Source organism: Sphingopyxis sp. C-1 (assembly GCF_001047015.1).
GTDB lineage: Bacteria > Pseudomonadota > Alphaproteobacteria > Sphingomonadales > Sphingomonadaceae > Sphingopyxis.
This window is the reverse complement of record NZ_BBRO01000001.1, coordinates 3,121,972-3,142,112: the sequence shown is the minus strand read 5'-3', so window position 1 is coordinate 3,142,112 and position 20,141 is coordinate 3,121,972. Positions and strand designations below refer to the sequence as shown.

The 20,141-nt window shown below is 63.6% G+C and carries 15 protein-coding genes; 10 read left to right on the top strand and 5 right to left on the bottom strand.

Going from position 1 to position 20,141, the window contains the following annotated elements; translation table 11 throughout:
* Nucleotides 1–37 precede the first annotated feature (37 nt).
* Nucleotides 38–364: a hypothetical protein gene (locus SC1_RS14620; RefSeq protein ID WP_062183156.1), complete on the bottom strand. Its 327-nt coding sequence runs from the start codon at nt 362–364 to the stop codon at nt 38–40.
* Nucleotides 365–572: 208 nt separating this feature from the next.
* On the opposite strand from SC1_RS14620, the gene SC1_RS14615 reads away from it, so the two are divergent.
* The 6 genes from SC1_RS14615 (at nt 573) to SC1_RS14590 (ending at nt 9,108) form a co-directional block, all read left to right on the top strand.
* Entirely contained in the window at nt 573–2,873 is a 2,301-nt protein-coding gene (locus SC1_RS14615; protein WP_062183153.1) for a TonB-dependent receptor, read from the top strand.
* Between the two features lie 2 nt (nt 2,874–2,875).
* Complete coding sequence (locus SC1_RS14610) at nt 2,876–4,198, top strand: MFS transporter (protein WP_062183150.1); 1,323 nt, start codon at nt 2,876–2,878, stop codon at nt 4,196–4,198.
* Nucleotides 4,195–5,823: a carboxylesterase/lipase family protein gene (locus tag SC1_RS14605; protein ID WP_062183147.1), complete on the top strand. Its 1,629-nt coding sequence runs from the start codon at nt 4,195–4,197 to the stop codon at nt 5,821–5,823. The genes SC1_RS14610 and SC1_RS14605 overlap by 4 nt, the downstream gene beginning before the upstream one ends.
* Nucleotides 5,820–7,406, top strand: a complete 1,587-nt coding sequence (locus SC1_RS14600; protein ID WP_062183144.1) for an AMP-binding protein — start codon at nt 5,820–5,822, stop codon at nt 7,404–7,406. Before SC1_RS14605 ends, SC1_RS14600 begins: the two co-directional genes overlap by 4 nt.
* Nucleotides 7,393–8,145, top strand: a complete 753-nt coding sequence (locus tag SC1_RS14595; protein WP_083435866.1) for a TetR/AcrR family transcriptional regulator — start codon at nt 7,393–7,395, stop codon at nt 8,143–8,145. Before SC1_RS14600 ends, SC1_RS14595 begins: the two co-directional genes overlap by 14 nt.
* Nucleotides 8,146–8,220: 75 nt before the next feature.
* Complete coding sequence (locus tag SC1_RS14590; protein ID WP_202966802.1) at nt 8,221–9,108, top strand: SDR family NAD(P)-dependent oxidoreductase; 888 nt, start codon at nt 8,221–8,223, stop codon at nt 9,106–9,108.
* A 27-nt stretch (nt 9,109–9,135) separates the two neighbouring features.
* Here the strand turns inward: SC1_RS14590 and SC1_RS14585 are convergent, their stop codons facing one another.
* The 4 genes from SC1_RS14585 to SC1_RS14570 form a co-directional block, all read right to left on the bottom strand.
* Nucleotides 9,136–10,077, bottom strand: coding sequence for a tetratricopeptide repeat protein (locus tag SC1_RS14585; protein WP_062183142.1), 942 nt, complete (start codon nt 10,075–10,077; stop codon nt 9,136–9,138).
* The gene (locus SC1_RS14580; protein ID WP_062183140.1) at nt 10,074–11,138 is read right to left on the bottom strand and encodes a dipeptidase; all 1,065 of its coding nucleotides are present in this window, start codon (nt 11,136–11,138) and stop codon (nt 10,074–10,076) included. The genes SC1_RS14585 and SC1_RS14580 overlap by 4 nt, the downstream gene beginning before the upstream one ends.
* A gap of 85 nt (nt 11,139–11,223) precedes the next feature.
* Entirely contained in the window at nt 11,224–11,847 is a 624-nt protein-coding gene (locus tag SC1_RS14575; protein ID WP_083435865.1) for a helix-turn-helix domain-containing protein, read from the bottom strand.
* 194 nt (nt 11,848–12,041) lie between these two features.
* Nucleotides 12,042–14,486 (bottom strand): TonB-dependent siderophore receptor, encoded by a 2,445-nt coding sequence (locus SC1_RS14570; RefSeq protein WP_062183133.1) that lies wholly within the window; start codon nt 14,484–14,486, stop codon nt 12,042–12,044.
* A gap of 177 nt (nt 14,487–14,663) precedes the next feature.
* Between SC1_RS14570 and SC1_RS14565 the strand changes: the two genes are divergently transcribed.
* From SC1_RS14565 to SC1_RS14550, 4 genes are all read left to right on the top strand, one after another.
* Entirely contained in the window at nt 14,664–15,980 is a 1,317-nt protein-coding gene (locus SC1_RS14565; RefSeq protein ID WP_062183130.1) for an amidohydrolase family protein, read from the top strand.
* 46 nt (nt 15,981–16,026) lie between these two features.
* Nucleotides 16,027–17,589 (top strand): aldehyde dehydrogenase family protein, encoded by a 1,563-nt coding sequence (locus SC1_RS14560; RefSeq protein ID WP_062183127.1) that lies wholly within the window; start codon nt 16,027–16,029, stop codon nt 17,587–17,589.
* Between the two features lie 32 nt (nt 17,590–17,621).
* The gene (locus SC1_RS14555) at nt 17,622–18,614 is read left to right on the top strand and encodes a hypothetical protein (RefSeq protein ID WP_193749185.1); all 993 of its coding nucleotides are present in this window, start codon (nt 17,622–17,624) and stop codon (nt 18,612–18,614) included.
* 73 nt (nt 18,615–18,687) lie between these two features.
* Nucleotides 18,688–20,100, top strand: coding sequence for an amino acid permease (locus tag SC1_RS14550; RefSeq protein ID WP_062183120.1), 1,413 nt, complete (start codon nt 18,688–18,690; stop codon nt 20,098–20,100).
* Nucleotides 20,101–20,141 lie beyond the last annotated feature (41 nt).

Below are 20,141 nucleotides of genomic sequence, written 5' to 3'. Positions count from 1 at the left end.
GATCGGAGAGATCGCCGCCGGAAAGCGGCGAGCGTGCTCAGATCGCGAGGAGCGGCGGATCGAGTAACGGCGGGAGAATACGCGAGGCGAGCTGCGTCGCGGGCGCCGCGAAAAGCGGGGCGCGGGCAGGGTGCGGTTCGGAACCCGCCGACGGGCCACCCGGATCGGGGGCGACCGGGCAATGATGATGCCCGCCGTGCGCCAGGTTCGATACGGGATTCGGATCGTCGCCTTCGTCGTCGCCGGCCGAAAGGTGAAAGGCGGTTTCGCTCGACGTCGAATGCGCCGACGCGGGCTCGGCGATATGCATGCTGCAAAGCAGCACCCCGACAATCATCAGCAGTCGCATCAACGCACCCGGCATGGCGCTCCCCATATCAGCGTCGACCGGGTTTGTCGCGGGGCGAAATGAAAGGGGCCCGGCTATCGGGCGGAACGGGCTGATCGTCGGCATATTTGGGCAGTAGGAATTTTATTCACACACGTGAGAGTGAATATTGACTCATTTCCGGACCGCTGCCATGAATGCGCCATGCCGACGATCGAGCGGCGACATTTTGGGAGAGGGCAAGATGAGGGTTCAGCTGTTTGCGTCCGTATGCGCGGGCGCGCTTTTCGCAATTCCGGTGAGCGCCGCCGCGCAGGACGCGAGCGAAACCGTGCCGCAGGCCGACGAAGCGTCGGATGGCAGCGACATCATCGTCACCGCGACGCGCCGCGCCGAGCGCATCCAGGACGTGCCGATCAGCATCTCGGCCTTTTCACAGGAAGAGCTGACCGAAAAGGGCATCGTCGGATATGAGGGCATCGGCCGCGAGACGCCGGGTGTCGTGCTCAACAAGCCCACCGCGAACTTCAACAATTTCACCGCGCGCGGCATCGCGACCAACGGCTATAATGCGAACCTGCAAAGCTCCGTCGCAATCTATATCGACGAGCTTCCGGTCTCGACGATCGGTAACACCACCGTCGTCGACCCGAACCTGTTCGATGTCGAGCGCGTCGAGTTTCTGCGCGGGCCGCAGGGGACGCTCTTTGGATCAGGCTCGCTGTCGGGGGCGATGCGTATCCTCCAGAAGACGCCCGATCTCAACGATTTCGATGTGTCGGCGCTCGTCGACCTTGGGCTGACCGGGTCGGACAGCTTTCGCCAGCGCTATAATGCGATGGTCAATGTTCCGATCGTCGACGACAAGCTCGCGCTCCGCGTCGTCGGTTTCTACCGTGACGAAGAAGGCTATCTCGACAATGTCGGGACGGGCGTGAAGAATTCGAACACGCTGATCGACTATGGCGGCCGCGCGACCCTGCTGTGGCGCCCGACCGATCGTTTGTCGATCAAGCTGCTCGGCAGCTATGAGTACAGCAATCCCAAGGATTCGTCGCTGACGAGCCCCTCGCTCGGTCGCAACAAGCGCATCTCCGACGAACCCGATCGCTTTACGGGCAAGCAGTTCATCGCCAATGCGACGATCGACTATGAGTTCGACTTTGCCAAGCTCACCAGCTCGTCGACCTATTCGGATTTCGACCAGCGTTTCTATGTCGATCTTGCCGGGACCTTTGCGCCCGGCTCGTTTCCCGGGGCGCCGATCGCCTTCGGCCTCGATGCCGATGCCTATGACAAGGTGTTCGTGCAGGAAACGCGCCTGGCCTCGACGCTCGACGGTCCATTCCAGTTCGTCGTCGGCGGCTTCTATCTCGATCGTCGCCGCGACGTCGATTATTTCTACCGCTCGAACCTCGCTTTCCTCGCGGCGCGAAACATGACGGGACTGCCCGACAAATATTTCCAGAAGCAGTATACGCATTCGCTCAGCAAGGAACTGGCGGGCTTTGGCGAGTTGACCTACCGCTTCTCGGACAAGTTCTGGCTCACCGGCGGCATGCGCTATGGCGAGACGTCGGCGCAGGGCTTTACCGAGGCGGGCGGCTATCTCGCGACTGCGTTCGGCTTCAACTATTACGACTATGCGTTGCTCGGGCTGCCGGCGAATTTCACGACCTTCACGCCCTATGCGGCGGTCGAAGGCGTGAAGGCCAAGGGGTCGAAGCCGTCGTGGAAGGCGAGCGCGACCTTCAAGCCGAGCGATGCGCTCACGACCTACGCGACCTTCTCGACCGGTTTCCGGGCGCCGATCGTCAACGCCTTCGCGGGCCGGCCGAGCCTTGTCGATCCGAACGACCTTGTCATTCCGTACGGGGCGAGCTCGGACGACCTCAAAAGCTATGAAGTGGGCGCGAAGGGCCGCTGGCTGGGCGGGCGCGTCAGCATGAACGTCGCATTCTACCAGATCGACTGGAGCAACATCCAGGCGCAGGCGAACCGCGTGTCGGACTCGGTGCAGTTCGCCACCAACATCGGCGCCGCGCGCAGCAAGGGCTTCGAGTTCGAAGTCGGCGTGGTCCCGGCAACGGGTTGGGCGATAGGCTTCAATGGTGCGTATAACGACGCGAAGATCACCAAACTGTCGCCTGAAGAGGCGGCGATTTCGGGCGCGGTGCTGGGCCACCGCCTATCGGCGCCGCGCATCCAGGGGTCGGCCTATATGTCCTATAGCTTCAAGCTTGCGACCGACGTCGATGCGATGCTGGCGGTCAATGCGCAGCATATCGGGTCGTATAACAGCAGCTTCCCGAATACGCCGGGCCGTCCCACCGTACCGCTCTCGACCTTTGGCAAGACCGACGCCTACAGCAACGTCAACCTCAGTTTCGGTTTGAAGAAGGGTGATATTTCGGCGCAGCTCTATGTCGAGAACCTCTTCGACGATCATTCGATCACCTATATCCACCCTGAAGCCTTCCTCGTGAGCCGCTTCGGGACGATGCGTCCGCGGACGTTCGGCATCCGCCTCGGCTACGGGCTCTGACGATGGCGGGCGCAGAGGCCTCCCTCTCCCCGGTCGCAGCGTCCACGCGGCCGGGGAGTAATCCGACTTTCGTTCTGGGGATGCTCTGCTTCGTCTATGTGCTGAACTTCCTCGACCGGCAGTTGCTGTCGATCCTCGCCAAGCCGATCCAGGATGCGCTGCAGATCAGCGACGGTCAGCTCGGGCTGATCAGCGGGCTCTATTTCGCGATGTTCTATTGCTTCATCGCGATCCCCGTCGGCTGGTTCGCCGACCGCACCAGCCGTGTCGGCGTGCTGTCGGCCGCTTGCGCGATCTGGAGCGGAGCGACCGTCGCATGCGGCATGGCTGCCAACTACACGCAGCTCGTCGTCGCGCGCATGGTCGTCGGCTTTGGCGAAGCGGGCGGTGTGCCGCCTTCCTATGCGATCATCACCGACACCTATCCGCCGGGCAAACGCGCCGCCGCGCTCGGCATCTTCAACCTCGGTCCGGCGATCGGCGCCGCGGCCGGGGTGGCGTTCGGCGCCGCGATCGCCGAGCGTTTCGGCTGGCGCATTCCTTTCATCGCGGTGGGCGCGATCGGCATCGTCACCGCGCTCGCGGTATGGCTGACGGTCCGCGAGCCGACGCGCGGTGCGACCGATGTCGCGGCCACGCCCTCGATCCCGTCCGCCGACGACAAGGCCGCCTTCTGGCCGACGGTGCGCATGTTCCTGTCGCACCCGGTCCTGATGCTCGCGGCGCTGGGTAGCGGCGCGACACAATTCGTTACCTATGGCCTCGGCAATTTCGCGGTGCTGTTCCTGATGCGCGAAAAGGGCATGGAGCTTGGCGATGTCGCCATCTGGTATGCGCTGGTTCTGCTGATCGGCATGGGCGGCGGGATGATCGTCTCGGGCCGCGTGATCGACCGGATGGTTCGCAAGTCGCGGGCGGGTTATGCGGTCGCGCCCGCGATCTCGCTGGCCGTCGCCATGCCCTTCTATCTCGCCTTCGTCTGGGCGCCGGGCTGGCCGCTCGCGCTGGCGCTGCTCACCGTCGTGATGGTCTTCAACTATTTCTACCTCTCGGCCTCGGTCGCGCTGGTTCAGGAGGAAGTGAAGCCTAATCAGCGCGTACTCGCCGGCGCCTTGCTGCTGCTCATCATGAACTTCATCGGATTGGGATTGGGCCCGACATGGGTCGGCTTCGCAAGCGACTGGTTCAAGGCGCAGGGCGACCTGCACGGGCTGCAAACGGCGCTTTACACGCTGACGCCCTTTTACGTGATCGCGATCGGACTTTTCCTCTGGCTCGCGCGGCTGCTGCGCCGAGAGGATGGTCGGCAGGAGATACAGGCATGAAATCGTTGCGCACCGCCTTGTCGGCGGCGGGGCTATTGATGGCGGCGCCCGCCATCGCCGCGAACCCGGTCGTCGAGGCACCCGCCGGGACGCTGGAGGGCAAGACCGTCGGCAAGGTTCGCGAGTATAAGGGTATTCCCTTTGCGCAGCCGCCGGTTGGGCCGCTTCGCTGGAAGGCGCCGCAACCGCTGCCGGGATGGCCCGGTGTCCGCAAGGCGCAGAGCTTTGGCGCCGCATGCATCCAGCCGCGCCCCGCGGCCGTCCATATCTATGCGAATCCGCCCGCGAAGATTTCCGAGGATTGCCTGACGCTCAATATCTGGGCGCCCGAGGATGCCAAGGATGCGCCGGTGATCGTCTGGATCCACGGTGGCGCGCTGACGACGGGTTACAGCCATGAGGGAATGTACGGCGGTGCAAAGCTGGCGGCGCGCGGCGCTATCGTGGTGTCGATCAATTACCGCCTCGGGGTGCTCGGCTATTTGGCCCACCCGGCGCTGAGCGCGGAATCGCCCGACGGCGTGTCGGGCAATTACGGCCTGCTCGACCAGATCGCGGCGCTCGAATGGGTGAAGGCCAATATCCGTGCGTTCGGCGGCGATGCGGGCAATGTTACCATCGCGGGCGAGTCTGCCGGCGCGCTCAGCGTGATGTATCTGATGGCCTCGCCAAAGGCGCGGGGGCTGTTCCACAAGGCGATCGCGCAAAGCGCCTATATGATCTCGACCCCTTCGCTGAAAGGGGATCGCCATGGCGAAACAGCCGCCGAAGCGACCGGGTTACGGGTCGCGGCTGCGCTTGGCGCAAACGATCTGACGACGCTCCGCGCGATGGACGCAACCGCGCTATCGGATGGGGCGCTGAAGGCGGGCTATTTCCCGTGGGGAACGATCGACGGCAAGATTTTGCCGCGTCAGCTCGTCGACACTTTCGACCGCGGCGAACAGGCGCCGGTGCCGATCATAGCCGGGTTCAATATCGGCGAAATCCGATCGCTACGCATGCTTGCGCCGCCCGTTCCCGCCAATGCGGCGGCTTATGAAGCCGCGATCCGCGAGCGCTACGGCGACCTCGCCGATGCCTGGCTGAAACTCTATCCGGCAAAGGATCTGGGCGAGGCAATCCTCGCGACGACGCGCGACGCCATGTATGGCTGGACGTCGGAGCGGCTGGCGATCAAGCAGACCGCGCTTGGCCAGCCATCCTATCTCTACCTCTTCGACCATGGCTATCCGGCGGCGAGCGAGGCGGGTTTGCACGGCTTTCACGCGGCAGAAATTCCGTTTGTATTCGGCACCGCCAGCGATACGCCGCCCTATTGGCCCAAGATTCCCGACACGGTTGCCGAACGCCGCCTTGCGACCGCAATGGGCGACTATTGGGTCTCCTTCGCCAAGACGGGGAAGCCCGAGGCGGCGGGGCAGGCGGCCTGGCGGGCTTATGGTGGCGATGCGGCCTTTATCGCGTTCGCCGACATTCCGCGCCCCGGTGTGCGGTTGATGCCCGGCATGTATGCGCTTCACGAAACCGCGGTTTGCCGCCGCCGGGCGGCAGGGAACCAGCCGTGGAACTGGAACACGGGGATCGTCTCGCCCGTGCTCGCGAAGGACGCGAATTGTCCATGATTCACGGAATGATGCAGGATTATCCGCTTACCCTCGACAAATTCCTCGATCACGCGGCGCGCTGGCACGGTGATGCCGAAGTCGTCACTGCATGCGAGGACGGCAGCGTTGCACGCATCGGATACGGACGCCTGCGCGGCCGCAGCCTCGCCATATCATCGCTGCTCGCGGGGTTCGGCGTAGAGGAGGGTGACCGCGTCGCGACGCTCGCGTGGAACAGCCAGGCGCATGTCGAGGCCTGGTATGCGACGATGGGCATCGGCGCCGTCTGTCACACGCTCAATCCGCGGCTGACCGCGCCGCAGCTTGCGGCAATGGCGGTGCAATCGGGCGCGAAGCTGCTCATCGTCAGCGCCGACCTGTTGCCGCTCGCACGGTCGATCGTCGAGCGCGCGCCTGCGATCGCGCAGGTGCTGGTGATCGACGGATCCGCGAGCGACTGGCCTGCCGCCGCGCCGCCGCTTCGCGAACTCGAAACGCTGATCGACGACGCGCCGGGCGGTGCGACATGGGGCGGCTTCGACGAGCGCTCGCCCGCCGGCCTTTGCTTTACCTCTGGCACGACGGGTGCGCCGAAGGGCGTAACCTATACGCACCGCGCAAGCTTTCTCCACACGCTGCGCGCGCTTCAGGCCGATGTCATGGCCTTCACGCACCGCGATGCCGTGCTCGCGGTCGTGCCGATGTTTCACGCCAACGCGTGGGGGCTGCCCTTTGCGCTTCCCGCGGTCGGCGGCAAGCTCGTGCTCCCGGGCCGTCAGGCTGACGGGGCGAGCCTCGCGCGCCTGATCGCGGCCGAGGGCGTCACCGTCGGCGTCGGCGTGCCGACAGTCTGGCTCGGCGTTGTCGAGCATCTGGAGGCAACGGGCGGCGAACTGCCATCCCTGAGGCGCATCATCGTCGGCGGCGCGCCGATGCCGCCCGCGCTGATGGAGCGGATCGAGCGACGCCTTGGCGTCAGCGTCCAGACCAGTTGGGGCATGACCGAGCTGTCGCCGCTCGGCACGATCGCACCGCCGGACGATCCGCTGCGCAGCGCTTCGGTATCGGGACGGCCCGCGATCGGCGTCGACCTGCTGCTCACCGATGCCGCCGGTATCGCCCTTCCCGAACAGCGCGGGGTTGAGGGACATTTGCGCGTTCGCGGATCGGCGGTCGTCGAACGCTATCTGGGTCAGGAGGAGACGGCGACCGACGATGACGGCTGGTTCGCGACCGGAGACCTTGCGCGGATCGACGCCCGCGGCAATCTGTCGATCACCGGCCGCGCCAAGGATCTGATCAAGTCGGGCGGCGAATGGATCAACCCCGCCGAGATCGAGGCTGTCGTTGGCGCGTTGCCACAGGTGTCGCTCGCCGCGGTGATCGGCCGCGAGGACCCCAAATGGGGCGAGCGGCCGGTGCTGCTGGTCGAGCTTGGAGCGGATGCCAAGATCAGCGATGCCGACCTGCTTGCGCCGCTGGCCGGCCGGGTTGCGCCCTGGTGGATTCCCGACGCGGTCGTGCGCCTTCCCTCCATGCCGCTGGCGCCGACCGGAAAAATCGATAAGATTCGCTTGCGGAACGACTATGGCGCGGGTTGATCGGCATGGGGACGTCGCGGCAGGGGCGGCGACGGAACAGATATTGGAAGTCGGACGAGTGACAGAAGAGGCGAAAACGCGTCGGCGATCGACCAAGGCCGAACAGCGCGCCGAGACGATGGAGCAGATCCTCGACGAGGCCGAGCTACTGTTCTCGCGGCACGGCCTGCACGGCGTCACTTTGAAGGACGTCGCGAAGCGCGTCGGCGTGCATCACACGCTGCTCAACTATTATTTCGAGGACAAGAAAAAGCTGTTCGACGCCGTCTTCGCGCGCCGCGCGGTGGTGACGAGCACCAAGCGGATGCAGGCGCTGGACGAATATGATCGCGCGAGCGGCGGCAAACCGACGATCGAGGGCGCGCTTCACGCCTTTCTCGACACCGACCTCGATCTCTATATCCATGGCGGCGACGGCTGGAAAAATTACGGCGCGCTCGGCGCGCAGGTCGCAAATACCCCCGAATGGGGCGCCGAACTGATGGACAGCCATTTCGATCCCGTGGTGCTGCGCCTGATCGAGCTACTGAAAATGGCGATGCCCGATTGCGCCGAAGAAGATATCTTCTGGGGCTATCATTTCGTCACCGGCGCGCTGATGGTCACGCTCGCGCGGACCGGGCGCATCGACAAGCTGTCGGGCGGCGTCTGCAAGTCCGAGGACTTCGAAGCCATTAAGGCGCGCATGGCATCGTTCATGGCGGCGGGCTTCCGGCAAATCTGCAGCACGAAGGTCTAGGCGAAAGACACGATTGCTCTTTCGCCCCGCGCCTGTTCAAGATATTAACTCACTAGAGAGTGAATGGAGATTGATATGGGACATGATGTATTGCCGCTGCATGGGCAGGTCGCGATCGTCACCGGGGCAGGCGGCGGATTGGGCCGTGCCCATGCGCGCTACCTCGCAAGGCAGGGCGCGCGCGTTGTGGTGAACGACCTCGCGCTGTCCGCCGCGGAACAGGTGGTGTCGGAGATTGTCGCCGACGGCGGGGAGGCGATGGCGATAGCGGCTTCGGTGACCGACGAGGCCGCGGTGGGCGCGATGGTCCGCGATACGCTGGATGCGTGGGGACGGATCGACATCCTCGTCAACAATGCGGGCATCCTGCGCGACAAGAGCTTTGCGAAGATGAGCATCGACGATTTCCGACTGGTGGTCGACGTCCACCTGATGGGAGCGGCAATATGCTGCAAGGCGGTGTGGGAGACGATGCGCGAGCAGCAATATGGCCGCATCGTGATGACGACATCGTCGTCGGGGCTCTGGGGCAATTTCGGGCAGGCCAATTATGGCGCCGCGAAGATGGCGCTCGTCGGGCTGATGCAGACGCTGGCGATTGAGGGCGAGAAATACGGCATTCGCGTCAACAGCCTCGCGCCGACGGCCGCGACGCAGATGACACACGGGGTTCTGTCCGAGGAAAGCCTGACGGCGCTCGATCCGGCGCTTGTCAGCCCCGGCCTGCTGGCACTGGTCGGCGACGCCGCGCCGACGCGCGCCATCCTCTGCGCGGGCGCGGGGCATTTCGCGAGCGCAGAAATCACCTTGTCGGGTGGCGCATTCCTGGGGCGCGATCCCGATGCCGGCCGTCAGCTGACCGATCGATGGTCGAGCGTGGTCGCGCGCGACGATGCGATCGTTCCAGCATATGGCTTTGTGCAGGCAGAGCGCGAAGTGGCGAGCGCCGCCAACGGTCGGTAGCGGCGAGATCGGGTCGATCAGGCCCGATCAATAGCCTTTTCGGCCGGGGCTCGCGAGTTCGGCTTCCGAAGGCCAATGCCCCTGCGGGTTTTCGCGGACAATCTCTGCCAGCAGCGCCTTCGCGCCCGTCTCGTCACCGGCGAAGCGGCGTTCCATCGCGATCGCGAACTTGATCGTGCTGTCGCGCGTGTCCTTGAAACCCGCGGGGTCGAGCCGCCCCTGCATGATCTGAACCGCCTGATAATAAGTGAAATTCTCGATCAGCTTCAGGTTCGGTTCGATCGCGTCGATCGCGGCGCGAGCCTTGTCGTGCTGGCCCATCTTGCGATACGCGAGATAGGTCCAATAGGCTGTCGGCACGCGCATGTCGTCGCGCGCGAAATCGGCCGACAGTTCGAGCGATTTCGCCATGCCGGTCACCATCGTCGGATAGTCGCCGGTCGCGAAGCTCGTCTGCGCGTGATAATAGACGATGTTGCCGCGATAGGTGCTGATCGTCAGGCCGATCGGGTTCGGCATGCCGTCGGGTTCGAAGCTGTCGGGCGTGTCGCCCATCAGTTCGAGCGCCTTTTCATAATCGGCAAGCGCCTCCTTGAACTTGCGCGCGCGCGTGAGGTCGCGGGCGCGGAAGCGGTAGAGCTTATAGCTGTCCGGGAATTGCTTGATCCCGGCGCTGAAGGCATCGACCGCGTCGCAGATACGCCCCGCATAGTCGAGCCGGCGACCGTACCAGATATGGCTGTCCTCGCGGCCCGGCGCGATGCGCAGCGCCGCTTCGGCAATCGCGATATCCTCGTCCAGCATCTTCTGCGTGGCGGCCGAATATTTCGGGATCGTCAGCGGCGTACCGATCAGGCTGGTCGCGCAATTCCCCGCGTCGGCGTCAGGGACGTTCGCCGACGCGGGGGCTGCCGTCAGCAGCAAGGCAAGGGTGAAGGTGGAGACGGAGGCGATGAAGCGCATGGTCATCCGATCACCTCCTGATAGATGCGGCGGACATTGGTCCCCATGATCTTTTCGACGGTGCTTGCCGGATAGCCGAGCTTGCGTACGCCATCCCACACCACTTCCATGCGGCGCGGGCCGTTGAGTTCGTTGATGAACAGCGGCCAGTCGGGTTCGTGGAAATTGGCGCCCTCTTCGGCCTTCAGTTCGGCGATATAGGCATCGGTCATCTCGACGACACGATGGTCGCGGTCGCTGCCGATCGCGACATGGTCGGCGCCCATCACTTTGACGGCATGATCGATATGGCGGAAATATTCGGGCAGCGCGTCGTCGCGCTTGGTCGTCAGGAACGGACGCATCTGGCAGATGCCGGCGACTCCGCCCTTGTCGGCGAGGAGGCGCAAATTGGCGTCGGTCGTGTTGCGGATATTGCTGTGCACCGCCATGCACGCGGTGTGCGAAATAATAACGGGAACCTTTGACGCGGTGATCGTGTCCGCCATCGTCTGCATGTTGGAATGCGAGAGGTCGATCAGCATCCGGCGCTCGTTCATCCGCCCGACGAGGTCGCGGCCGAAGTGCGTCAGGCCGTTTGAGCCCAGTTCCTTGCACCCCGCGCCCGCCCAATTCTGGTCGTTATAGGTGATCTGGGCCGAGCGGACGCCGAGCTTGTAGAAGAGGTCGACATTGTCGAGGTCGCGCCCGAACTGGGTGCTGTTCTGGAAGAGATAGAAGAGCGCGAGCTGGCCGTGCGCACGCGCGACGTCGATGTCGCCGGTCTTCGTCGCTTTCAGAAACAGTTCGGGATGCTTGGCGATATGCGCGTCATGGTCGAGGACGGCCTGAATGGCCTCTTCATACGCCTGGCCCTCATAAGCCTTCGGATCGCAAAGCGTGATCGTGATCGCGTCGAGTCCACTGGCGCGCATCTGGCCGATCAGCGCCGCATCATATTCGAAGCGTACCTCGCCCATCGCATCGAAGGTAAGGGGGCGCGTCTTCGCCAAAGCCGCCGCCGCGGGTGCCAGTGCCATCGTGGCCGACAAGGCCGCCCCCGACAGGATGAAATTCCGTCTGTCCATAGCTTCGCCCTCTCCAATTCTCTATTGGAAAGAAATTAGCGTATCGGAAAATTATTGCAAGCCCGATGATCGGGCAGGCTTTCGCCTAGCCGGTGTTGACCCACAGCACGACGGCGTCTTCCTCGCTCGTAGAGTAGGCGGCGTGCTGCATGCTGCTGTTGATATAGATGCTGTCGCCAACGCCCAGGATCGCCGGTTCATAATGCTCGGTCTGGAAGCAGATTTCGCCTTCGAGCACATAGAGGAATTCCTCGCCGCTGTGCTGCGACCAGCGCTTGAAATCTTCGAGGCTGCGCGCCTTGATCGTCGTGACGAAAGGCAGGATCTTCTTGTTCTTGAGCTCGGCCGCGATCAGTCGGTGGCGGTAGACTTCAGTTTCCATCAACCGGCCCGCGCCGTCCATCGTAACGCTACGTCGGCCCGCGGCATCCTGTCCCGAATTGCTGGCGAAGAGTTCGGTGATGTCGATACCGAAACCGGTGGCGAGCTTTTGAACGACGTCGAACGTCGGCGACATCTGATCGTTTTCGATCTTCGACAGGGTCGACGCCGCAAGCGCGGTCAGGCGACCCGCATCCTCCAGCGTCATCCCGCGTTCCTTGCGCAATTGGCGCAACCGCTCACCCAGATGAAAGCCTTCGGATCGAGGCCGCTTCGCGGTACGAACGGCACCCAAAACTTCCGGCTCGTCTCCATTTCTGGGCGGCATAAAACTCCAATCCTTCACTTACTCGAGATCGCACGGCATCGGCCAATGGGGGACGGCTGGGGGAAGAAGTCCGGCCAATCAGCCGCCGCCACCTATAGGGCACAAATTTCCGATAGGCTACGGAATTGGCATATCCGATATGCCAATTCCGTATGTGCCCACCGGAAATAGAGGCCGATCTCGAACAGACGAGATCAGAATTTATACCTGGCATTCAAATAATAGAAGCCGCCTGCGACGCCGAATACGCTGTGATTGTCATAGATCAGACCAGCGCGGGCGCGAGCGGGGCCGCGGCCCGGCGGGAAGATGTTGAAGATGTTGCGTGCACCGACGCTCAGCTCGACATCCTGGATGCCCGAATAGGTCACCTCGGCATCGAACAGAGTCACCGCCTTGCGTGGCAGGAACGTCGCACCATCAAGGCGGCGCCATGCGCCATAGTGGATTGCGCGCGCCATGAAGCCGAAATCGCCGACCTTCGTCGTTGCCGAGAAATTGCCGCGCCAGCGCGGGGTGCCGCGTTCGAACTCGGTAACGATGGCAGGGCTGAATCCCGGAGGCGGCGCGCCGCGCAGATGCTGCTCGTTATAGTTTACAGCAAGGCTGAAGTCGGTCGACGCATTGTCCGACCAGCTATGACGATAGGTGCTGACAAGGTCGAAACCGCGCACGCGCGTGTCCATTTCGTTTTGGAAATAGCGCACCTGTTCGATGTCCGCACCGTTCGGGAAGTTGATCGCAGCGAGCGCGGCGCGCTCCGCAGCGGTCGTATTCCGCGAAGGCGTCAGCAACAGACGGTCGTCGACGTCGATCTGGTAGAAATCGAGCGTGGTCAGGAAACCGTCGAGGCCGGTGAAGACGACGCCCGCCGACATGTTGAACGAGGTTTCGGGGGTCAGCGCCTTTGATCCGAACACCTGCGCGGCGGGCGAACCCGGAACGAGCACGGCATCGAGGATGAAGCCGCCGACGCCGTCGAGCTGCGACGTCAGGCTGGTGCCGAAGACCTGTCCAGCGGCCGGTGCGCGGAATCCGGTGCTGACCGAACCGCGCAGCGCAAAGGCGTCGCTCAGCTCGAAGCGGGTCGACGCCTTGTAGCTGAAATTGTCGCCGAACTGGTCATAGTCTTCATAGCGGGCGGCCGCCGACAGATTCCACCAGGGCGTGATGTCGGCATCGATTTCACCGAACACCGCATAGCTGTTCGAATCGAAGCTGCCGGCGAATTCGGGCGAGAAGCCCTGGAAGCCGTTCGATCCCGCGGGCAGATCCTGCAGCGGGCCGGTCGTGTAGCTCGCGACATCGCCTTCGCCGATGACATAGGTTTCCTTGCGGTGGCTGGCGCCGGCAAAGATGAGGATGTCCTTGCTCAGTTCATAGGAGACTTCGGCATCGAACTGGATTTCACGCTGGGTGAGCGATCCGGGCTTGAACGAGGTCGGCGACTTCACGCCCATCGAGGCGTTGATCGTGCCGGTGATCGAATAATCGACCGTGTTGGTGCCATAGCGTGCCGACAGGTCCCAGGTCAGCGGTCCCTCTTGATCCCGCAGGCCCACCAAGGCGCTGAAATCTTCAAGATGGCCGCGGAATTCAGGCGTGAAGCCGCCCGGATAGATGGCGGCAAGGTTGAACTGCTGGGGGTGCGCGGGCGACAGGTCGAACGCCGAATTGGCGTAGGTGCCATGGCCGTTGAGGCCTCCTGCTGCGAAGGGCTGGCGGAGGCCGAAGGTGACCGAGCTTTTGCCGGTCATATAGTTGCCGAAGCTATAGAGTTCGAGCTCGTCGCTGAGTTCGATGCCGGCGTTCCATACCGATTTGAACGCCATGTAGCGCGGATCGAGGTTGCCTTCGGGATGTTCGGGCACGCCAGCGACGCCCAAAGCCCTCAGCGCTTCTGCGCCGGCGTGGGTGGCCTTCTTCGCATAGGCCTTTGCCTGATCGGTATATTGCGCGGCGATGTTGAAATAGGCGTTGTCGCCGACCGGGACAGCGAGGTGGCCCTGAATGTCATAGGTGCGGCCGCCGCTTTCATAATATTCGCCGACCTGGGCCGTGATGGAGCCGCCGCTCCGTGCCTTCTTCAGCTCCATGTTGATCACGCCGGCGATGGCGTCCGAGCCATATTGGGCCGACGCGCCGTCGCGGAGAACTTCGACGCTCGACAGGGCGATCGGCGGAATGACGTTGAAGTCCTGGCCCTGCGAGCCCGAGGTCGAGGCGTGACCGGTGCCGATCTGGACGATCGAGGCGCGGTGGCGACGCTTGCCGTTCATCAGCAGCAGCACATGGTCGGCGGGCGAGCCGCGCAGCGTGACCGGGCGCACGAACGACGAACCGTCATTGCCCTGCAGGCGCTGGGCGTTGAACGCGGGCACCAGCGTGCGCAGCGCATCGTTCACGTCCGAATAGCCGGTCGTCGCGATCTGTTCCGGCGCGATGACGTCGATCGCGACCGAGCTGTCGGTGATCGAACGATCCTTGCGGCGCGTACCGATGACGACGATGTCGCTGCCGCCGCCCTCACTGGTCTCTGCACCGTCATCCTCTGGCGGCGCCGACTGGGCATGCGCCATCGGCGTAATCGCGAATGCGAGCGCTGACGACAACAACAGGCGTGACACGAACTTCGACATTTTTCCCTCCTTTTGGACCCGTTTCCCCACCCGGAAATTCGGCGATTTCCGTCATGTGTCATAATTTCTAAAATTTTCCTATCATAAAAATTCTTGCTCAACTAGCAAAAACTTCCTATGCAAAAGGGGAGTGCTGCAGGGGCGGCCTCGCGGCATGGGCCAGCGGGAGAATTTCGCTTGAGCGGCATTGGAAAATTGTCGGCGCTCGCGATCGGCGTGTCGCTTCCGGGCATGGCTGTCGCTGCGCCTGCCGGCGTCGAACTGGCCGACGCGCTGGTCATTCATGCGGGCGCAGTTGTAGCGATTCCGGGCGAAAAGCCGCTTGGACCGAGCACGATCGTCGTGCGCGGCGGGCGTATTGCCGAAATCGAATCGGGCTATGTCGAGCGCCCCGGCGCGAAGGCGATCGACCTTAAGGGCCGGACGTTGCTGCCCGGCCTGATCGACACGCATGTCCATTTCAGCTTCTCGCCCGAAACGAAGCTATGGTCGGGGGCTATCGATACCGCCGAGGACGTCGCGCTCTTTGCCTTTTCCAATGCGAAAAAGACTTTGGAGGCAGGGTTTACGACGGTGCGCGACGTCGGGTCGGACGGCTATTCGATCCACGCGCTGCGCGATGCGGTGAACGAGGGTATAGTGGTCGGGCCGCGCATCTTTCTGTCGGGCACGTCGCTGTCGATCGTTGGCGGGCACGGCGACATGTCGGGGCTCAATCGCAAGGCGACCGAAGCGCTGTATCCCTATGACTATACCGGCGCGTGCACGGGTGCGGTCGAATGCGCGCTGCGCGTCCGCGAGGCGGCGAAATATGGCGCGGACCTGATCAAGGTCACCTCGACCGGGGGCATCATGTCGCAGCAGGCACGCGGGCTGGGGCAGCATTTGAGCGACGAGGAACTGACCTCGATCGTCACCACTGCGCACAGCCTCGGTCTGAAGGTCGCGGCGCATGCGCATGGCGAGGCGGGCGTCGCCGCGTCGGTGCGCGCGGGTGTCGATTCGATCGAGCACGGGACATATCTCGACGAGGACATCGCCAAATTGATGGCGACACGCGGCACCTGGCTGGTGCCCACCCTCGGCCTGCTCGACGGCCGAAAGGATGGCGATGCGACCCCGGCGGTGCAGGCGAAGATGGCCGAAGCGCGCCGCGTTGCGGGACGCAATATCCGGCTAGCAGTCCAGTATAAGGTCAAATTCGCTTTCGGCACCGATGCCGGCGTGTCGCCGCACGGCCAGAATGCCCGGCAGTTTCGCCTGATGGTCGAACAGGGCCCGATGACGCCGGCGGCGGCGCTGCGGTCGGCGACAGTGGATGCCGCCGCGCTGATTGGCCAGTCGGACAATCTCGGAACGATCGAGGTCGGAAAATATGCCGACATGATCGCCGTGGCGGGCGACCCTTATCGCGACATCACGCTGCTCGAACATGTCCCCACCGTCATCAAGGACGGCCGGGTCATTCTTCACGACCGGACGGACGCGCCGTGATCCTGCCGGTTCTCTATCATTTGCAACGCTTTCAACGGACATCACAATGAACGCTATCGATACGTCTCTCTCCTCTTCGTCGGTTTCCGGTGCCTTTGCCGATACAATTGCCGACCTGTTCGGCGAACTCGGCCTGTCGCTCTCGGACGATCTCGGATCGGATCTTGCAGTCTTTTCGCCGATTGATGGCTCGGCGCTTGCGACGCTGAAGATGCATCGCGCCGCCGATATGGATGCGATGGTCGCAAATGCCGGAACCGCTTTCCTTGCGTGGAAGCAGGTGCCCGCGCCGCATCGCGGCGAGTTGATCCGGCGCTACGGCCAACTCGTGCGCGAGCATAAGGAGGTGCTGTCGCAGATTCTGACGATCGAGAATGGCAAGATCCTGACCGAAGCGCGCGGCGAGGTGCAGGAAGTGATCGACATTTGTGAATATGCCGTCGGCCTTTCCCGCCAGTTGTTCGGGCTGACCATCGCGTCGGAACGCGCCGAGCACCGGCTGACCGAATATTGGCACCCGCTTGGCCCCCTCGGGCTGATCTCGGCGTTCAACTTTCCCGCCGCGGTGTGGGCATGGGGTACGACGGTCGCGCTCGTCTGCGGCGACAGCGCGATCTGGAAGCCGTCCGAAAAGACGCCGCTGACCGCGCTTGCTTTCGCAAAGCTGCTCCAGAAGGTCGCGGCCGATTATGAATTTGCGCCCGATCACCTGGTCCAGATTGCGATCGGCGATGCCGAATGCGGCGGCATCATCGCCGACCATCCGGGGGTTTCGATTGTCAGCGCGACCGGCAGCGTCCGTATGGGACAGGATGTCGGCGTACGCGTCCAGCGCCGTTTCGGCCGGCCGGTGCTCGAACTCGGCGGGAACAATGCCGCCATCGTCGCGCCCAGCGCCGATATCGGGCTCGCGCTGCGCGGGACGATCTTCGCCGCGACCGGTACGTGCGGCCAGCGCTGCACTACGCTGCGCCGGCTGATCGTTCACAAGGACATTCGCGCCGATTTCGTGAAGCGCCTGATTGCCGCGGTCGGCAGCCTCAACATCGGCAGCCCGCTCGACGATGCGACGCATGTCGGCCCGCTAATCGACAAGGCGGCGTTCGATGCGATGCAGCGCGCGCTCGATCGCGCGCGCAGCGAAGGCGGAACCGTCCATGGCGGCGAACGGATCGAGATCGCTGGATCGCCCGATGCCTATTATGTCCGTCCGGCGATCGTCGAGATGCCGACGCAGAGCGAGATCGTTCGCGAAGAAACCTTCGCGCCGATCCTCTATGTCCTGTCCTACACCGAATTCGCCGAGGCGATCGCGTTGCAGAATGGCGTGCCGCAGGGCCTGTCGTCATGCGTCTTCACCAGCGACGTCCGCGAGGCCGAACGTTTCCAGTCGGCACAGGGTAGCGACTGCGGCATCGTCAACGTCAACATCGGGACCAGCGGGGCCGAGATCGGCGGCGCGTTCGGCGGCGAGAAGGTGACGGGCGGCGGCCGCGTGTCGGGATCCGATAGCTGGAAGAATTATATGCGCCGCGTTACCGCGACGGTGAATTACTCGACATCGCTCCCGCTTGCGCAGGGCGTGAAGTTCGATCTCGATATCGATTGAAGACACGAATTTTGTTTCGGAGAGGATTTATGATGAACCGCAGGCATTTGAAATTGCTGGTATCGGCCGGCCTGTTGCTGATCGCAGCGCCCGCGACCGCAGTTGCGCAGGAAGGCAGCTTTCAGGGCATGTCGTTGCTCGGCGAGCGGATGGTCACCGCCCCCGCACGCAATGCGAACGTCGCGTCGGTCGAGACGCTGGATCGCGCGGCGCGTGACGCGAAAGCGGCGTTCGAGAGCAATATGACGGTCGACAGTGCGACCTGGTACGGCCGCATCCTCTTCTATCAGGGCTATACGAAGGAGTCGGCGGCGGTTTACGATCAGGCGCTGAAGCGCTTCCCCAATTCGGGCAAGCTGCTGCGCCACCGCGCGCACCGCGCTTTCTCCCTGCGCGAGTTCGACAAGTCGATCGAACTGGGGCTGAAGGCCGCGAAGCTCTATGAGAACCAGCCGCTCGAGCGCGAAAAGCCGGGTCCGGACTATTTCCCGGGCGACCCCGACGTCGTGCAATATTATCTCTATTACCACCTCGGGCAGGCTTATTTCGGCAAGCACGACTTCGAAAATGCCGCGAAATGGTTCGCCAAATCGGCCGAATCGGCTGCCTTTACGCACGATATCGAGGCGCGGACGGCGAACACCTATTGGGAATATCTGTCGCTCGCACGCGCCGGGAAGCTCCGCGAGGCACAGAAGCTGCTCGACAGCTATGACCTGACCCTGTTCGAAGTTCATCCGAAGGGCGGGTCGGATACCTATTTTGACGGCATCCAGTTGTTCAAGGGCAACCGCGCCGCCGACAGCTTCTTCAGCGACAAGGACGGCGGCCGCGCCTTCGCGACCGCCGACGGCGTCGCGGCGTCGACCGCCTACAGCCTCGCCAACTATTATATACTGAGCGGCGAGCCCGAGAAGGCGAAGCCCTGGCTGAAGCGTTCGATCAACGTCGATAGCTGGAGCTTCTTTGCGCGCATCCAGGCCGAAGCCGACTGGCTGCTGCTGTTCCCGAACGAAAAGCCCTGAGGGGGCCATCGAACTGACGCATTGAGGTTAGCGGCGGACCCGAACCATCGGGCCGGATCTTGGGAGACGCATCGTGAATAACTGGACCCGCCGCAAACCCGTCCTGCCGCCCGGCGAACGAAGCGCCGATGCGCTGCCGCCCAGCCTGTCCTGGCCGCAGCTTATGGCCATGGGCGTCGGTGCAATCATCGGCACGGGCATTCTGACCCTGATCGGCGTCGGCGTCGACAGGGCAGGCCCGGCCGTGCTGGTTTCCTTCGCCATCGCCGGGGCCGTCTGTGCCTGCGCCGCGCTCGCCTATGCCGAACTGTCGGCGATGATGCCCGCGGCGGGCAGCGCCTACAGCTATTCATATGCCGGTCTGGGCGAGGTCTTCGCGTGGGTCGTCGGCTGGAGCCTGATCCTCGAATATTCGCTCGTCGTGTCGACGGTCGCGGTGGGCTGGTCGGGCTATGCGTCGCCGCTTTTGATGGGGATCGGCTTTCCGGAGGCGCTGACCCGCGGTCCCGAACTCGGCGGGCTGATCAATCTGCCAGCGGTCGCGATCATCGCGGTCGTTGCGGGCCTGTTGCTGATGGGGACGCGCGAGAGCGCCCGGATCAATTCGGTCCTCGTCGTCGTGAAGATTGTCACGTTGCTGCTCTTCGTTGGCTACACCTTGCCCTATTTCGACGCAGCGAATCTCGATCCTTTCATGCCTTATGGTTACGTCGCGCACGTCGACGGCGACGGGGTGCAACGCGGCGTCATGGCGGCGGCTGCGATCATCTTTTTCGCCTTCTACGGCTTCGATGCGATTTCGACCGCCGCGGAGGAAACGAAGCGCCCGGCGCGCGACCTGCCGATCGCGATTATCGGGTCGATGGCGGTCTGCACGCTCATCTATATGCTTGTCGCCGCGACGGCGGTCGGCGCGACGCCCTTTACAAACTTCGCCGACAGCCCCGAGCCGCTGGCGCTGATCCTGCGCTCTATCGGGCAGGGCGGCATTGCCCAGGTCGTGGCGACGACCGCCGTGGTGGCGCTGCCGACCGTGTTGCTCGCCTTCCTCTATGGCCAAAGCCGGATTTTCCTCGCGATGGCGCGCGACGGCTTCTTGCCGCAGCGCCTCGCGCATATTTCGGGGCGCGGCACGCCGACGCGTATAACGCTGCTGACCGCACTGATCGTCGCGGTCCTCGCCGGCCTGCTCCCGATCGGCAAGGTGGCGGCGCTCGCCAACGCCGGTACGCTGATCGCCTTCATGGCGGTCGGGATCTGCCTGCTCGTTCTTCGCCGCCGCGCACCCGATATGCCCCGGCCATTTCGCGTTCGTGCGGCCTGGCTGGTCGGATTGGGAACGGTTGGAGGCTGCCTTTATCTGTTCCTGAGCCTGCCGGTCGAAACCCTCTTGTGGTGCCTGATCTGGAATCTGATCGGCCTTGGCCTCTATGCAATATACGGACAGCACCGCAGCCGGTTGGCGAAACCCGGCGTTGGGGGCTAGGTCCTTCCGCTGTCATGCGGCCGGTGTCTGAGGCGCCGGCC

Excerpts from the sequence above, each read along its gene's own strand:
- SC1_RS14560 (WP_062183127.1), top strand. The coding sequence starts at position 16,027 with ATGAACGCTATCGATACGTCTCTCTCCTCTTCGTCGGTTTCCGGTGCC.
- SC1_RS14570 (WP_062183133.1), bottom strand. The coding sequence starts at position 14,486 with ATGTCGAAGTTCGTGTCACGCCTGTTGTTGTCGTCAGCGCTCGCATTC.
- SC1_RS14615 (WP_062183153.1), top strand. The coding sequence starts at position 573 with ATGAGGGTTCAGCTGTTTGCGTCCGTATGCGCGGGCGCGCTTTTCGCA.
- SC1_RS14605 (WP_062183147.1), top strand. The coding sequence starts at position 4,195 with ATGAAATCGTTGCGCACCGCCTTGTCGGCGGCGGGGCTATTGATGGCG.
- SC1_RS14595 (WP_083435866.1), top strand. The coding sequence starts at position 7,393 with ATGGCGCGGGTTGATCGGCATGGGGACGTCGCGGCAGGGGCGGCGACG.
- SC1_RS14585 (WP_062183142.1), bottom strand. The coding sequence starts at position 10,077 with ATGACCATGCGCTTCATCGCCTCCGTCTCCACCTTCACCCTTGCCTTG.
- SC1_RS14610 (WP_062183150.1), top strand. The coding sequence starts at position 2,876 with ATGGCGGGCGCAGAGGCCTCCCTCTCCCCGGTCGCAGCGTCCACGCGG.
- SC1_RS14620 (WP_062183156.1), bottom strand. The coding sequence starts at position 364 with ATGCCGGGTGCGTTGATGCGACTGCTGATGATTGTCGGGGTGCTGCTT.
- SC1_RS14590 (WP_202966802.1), top strand. The coding sequence starts at position 8,221 with ATGGGACATGATGTATTGCCGCTGCATGGGCAGGTCGCGATCGTCACC.
- SC1_RS14575 (WP_083435865.1), bottom strand. The coding sequence starts at position 11,847 with ATGCCGCCCAGAAATGGAGACGAGCCGGAAGTTTTGGGTGCCGTTCGT.
- SC1_RS14555 (WP_193749185.1), top strand. The coding sequence starts at position 17,622 with ATGAACCGCAGGCATTTGAAATTGCTGGTATCGGCCGGCCTGTTGCTG.
- SC1_RS14600 (WP_062183144.1), top strand. The coding sequence starts at position 5,820 with ATGATTCACGGAATGATGCAGGATTATCCGCTTACCCTCGACAAATTC.
- SC1_RS14580 (WP_062183140.1), bottom strand. The coding sequence starts at position 11,138 with ATGGACAGACGGAATTTCATCCTGTCGGGGGCGGCCTTGTCGGCCACG.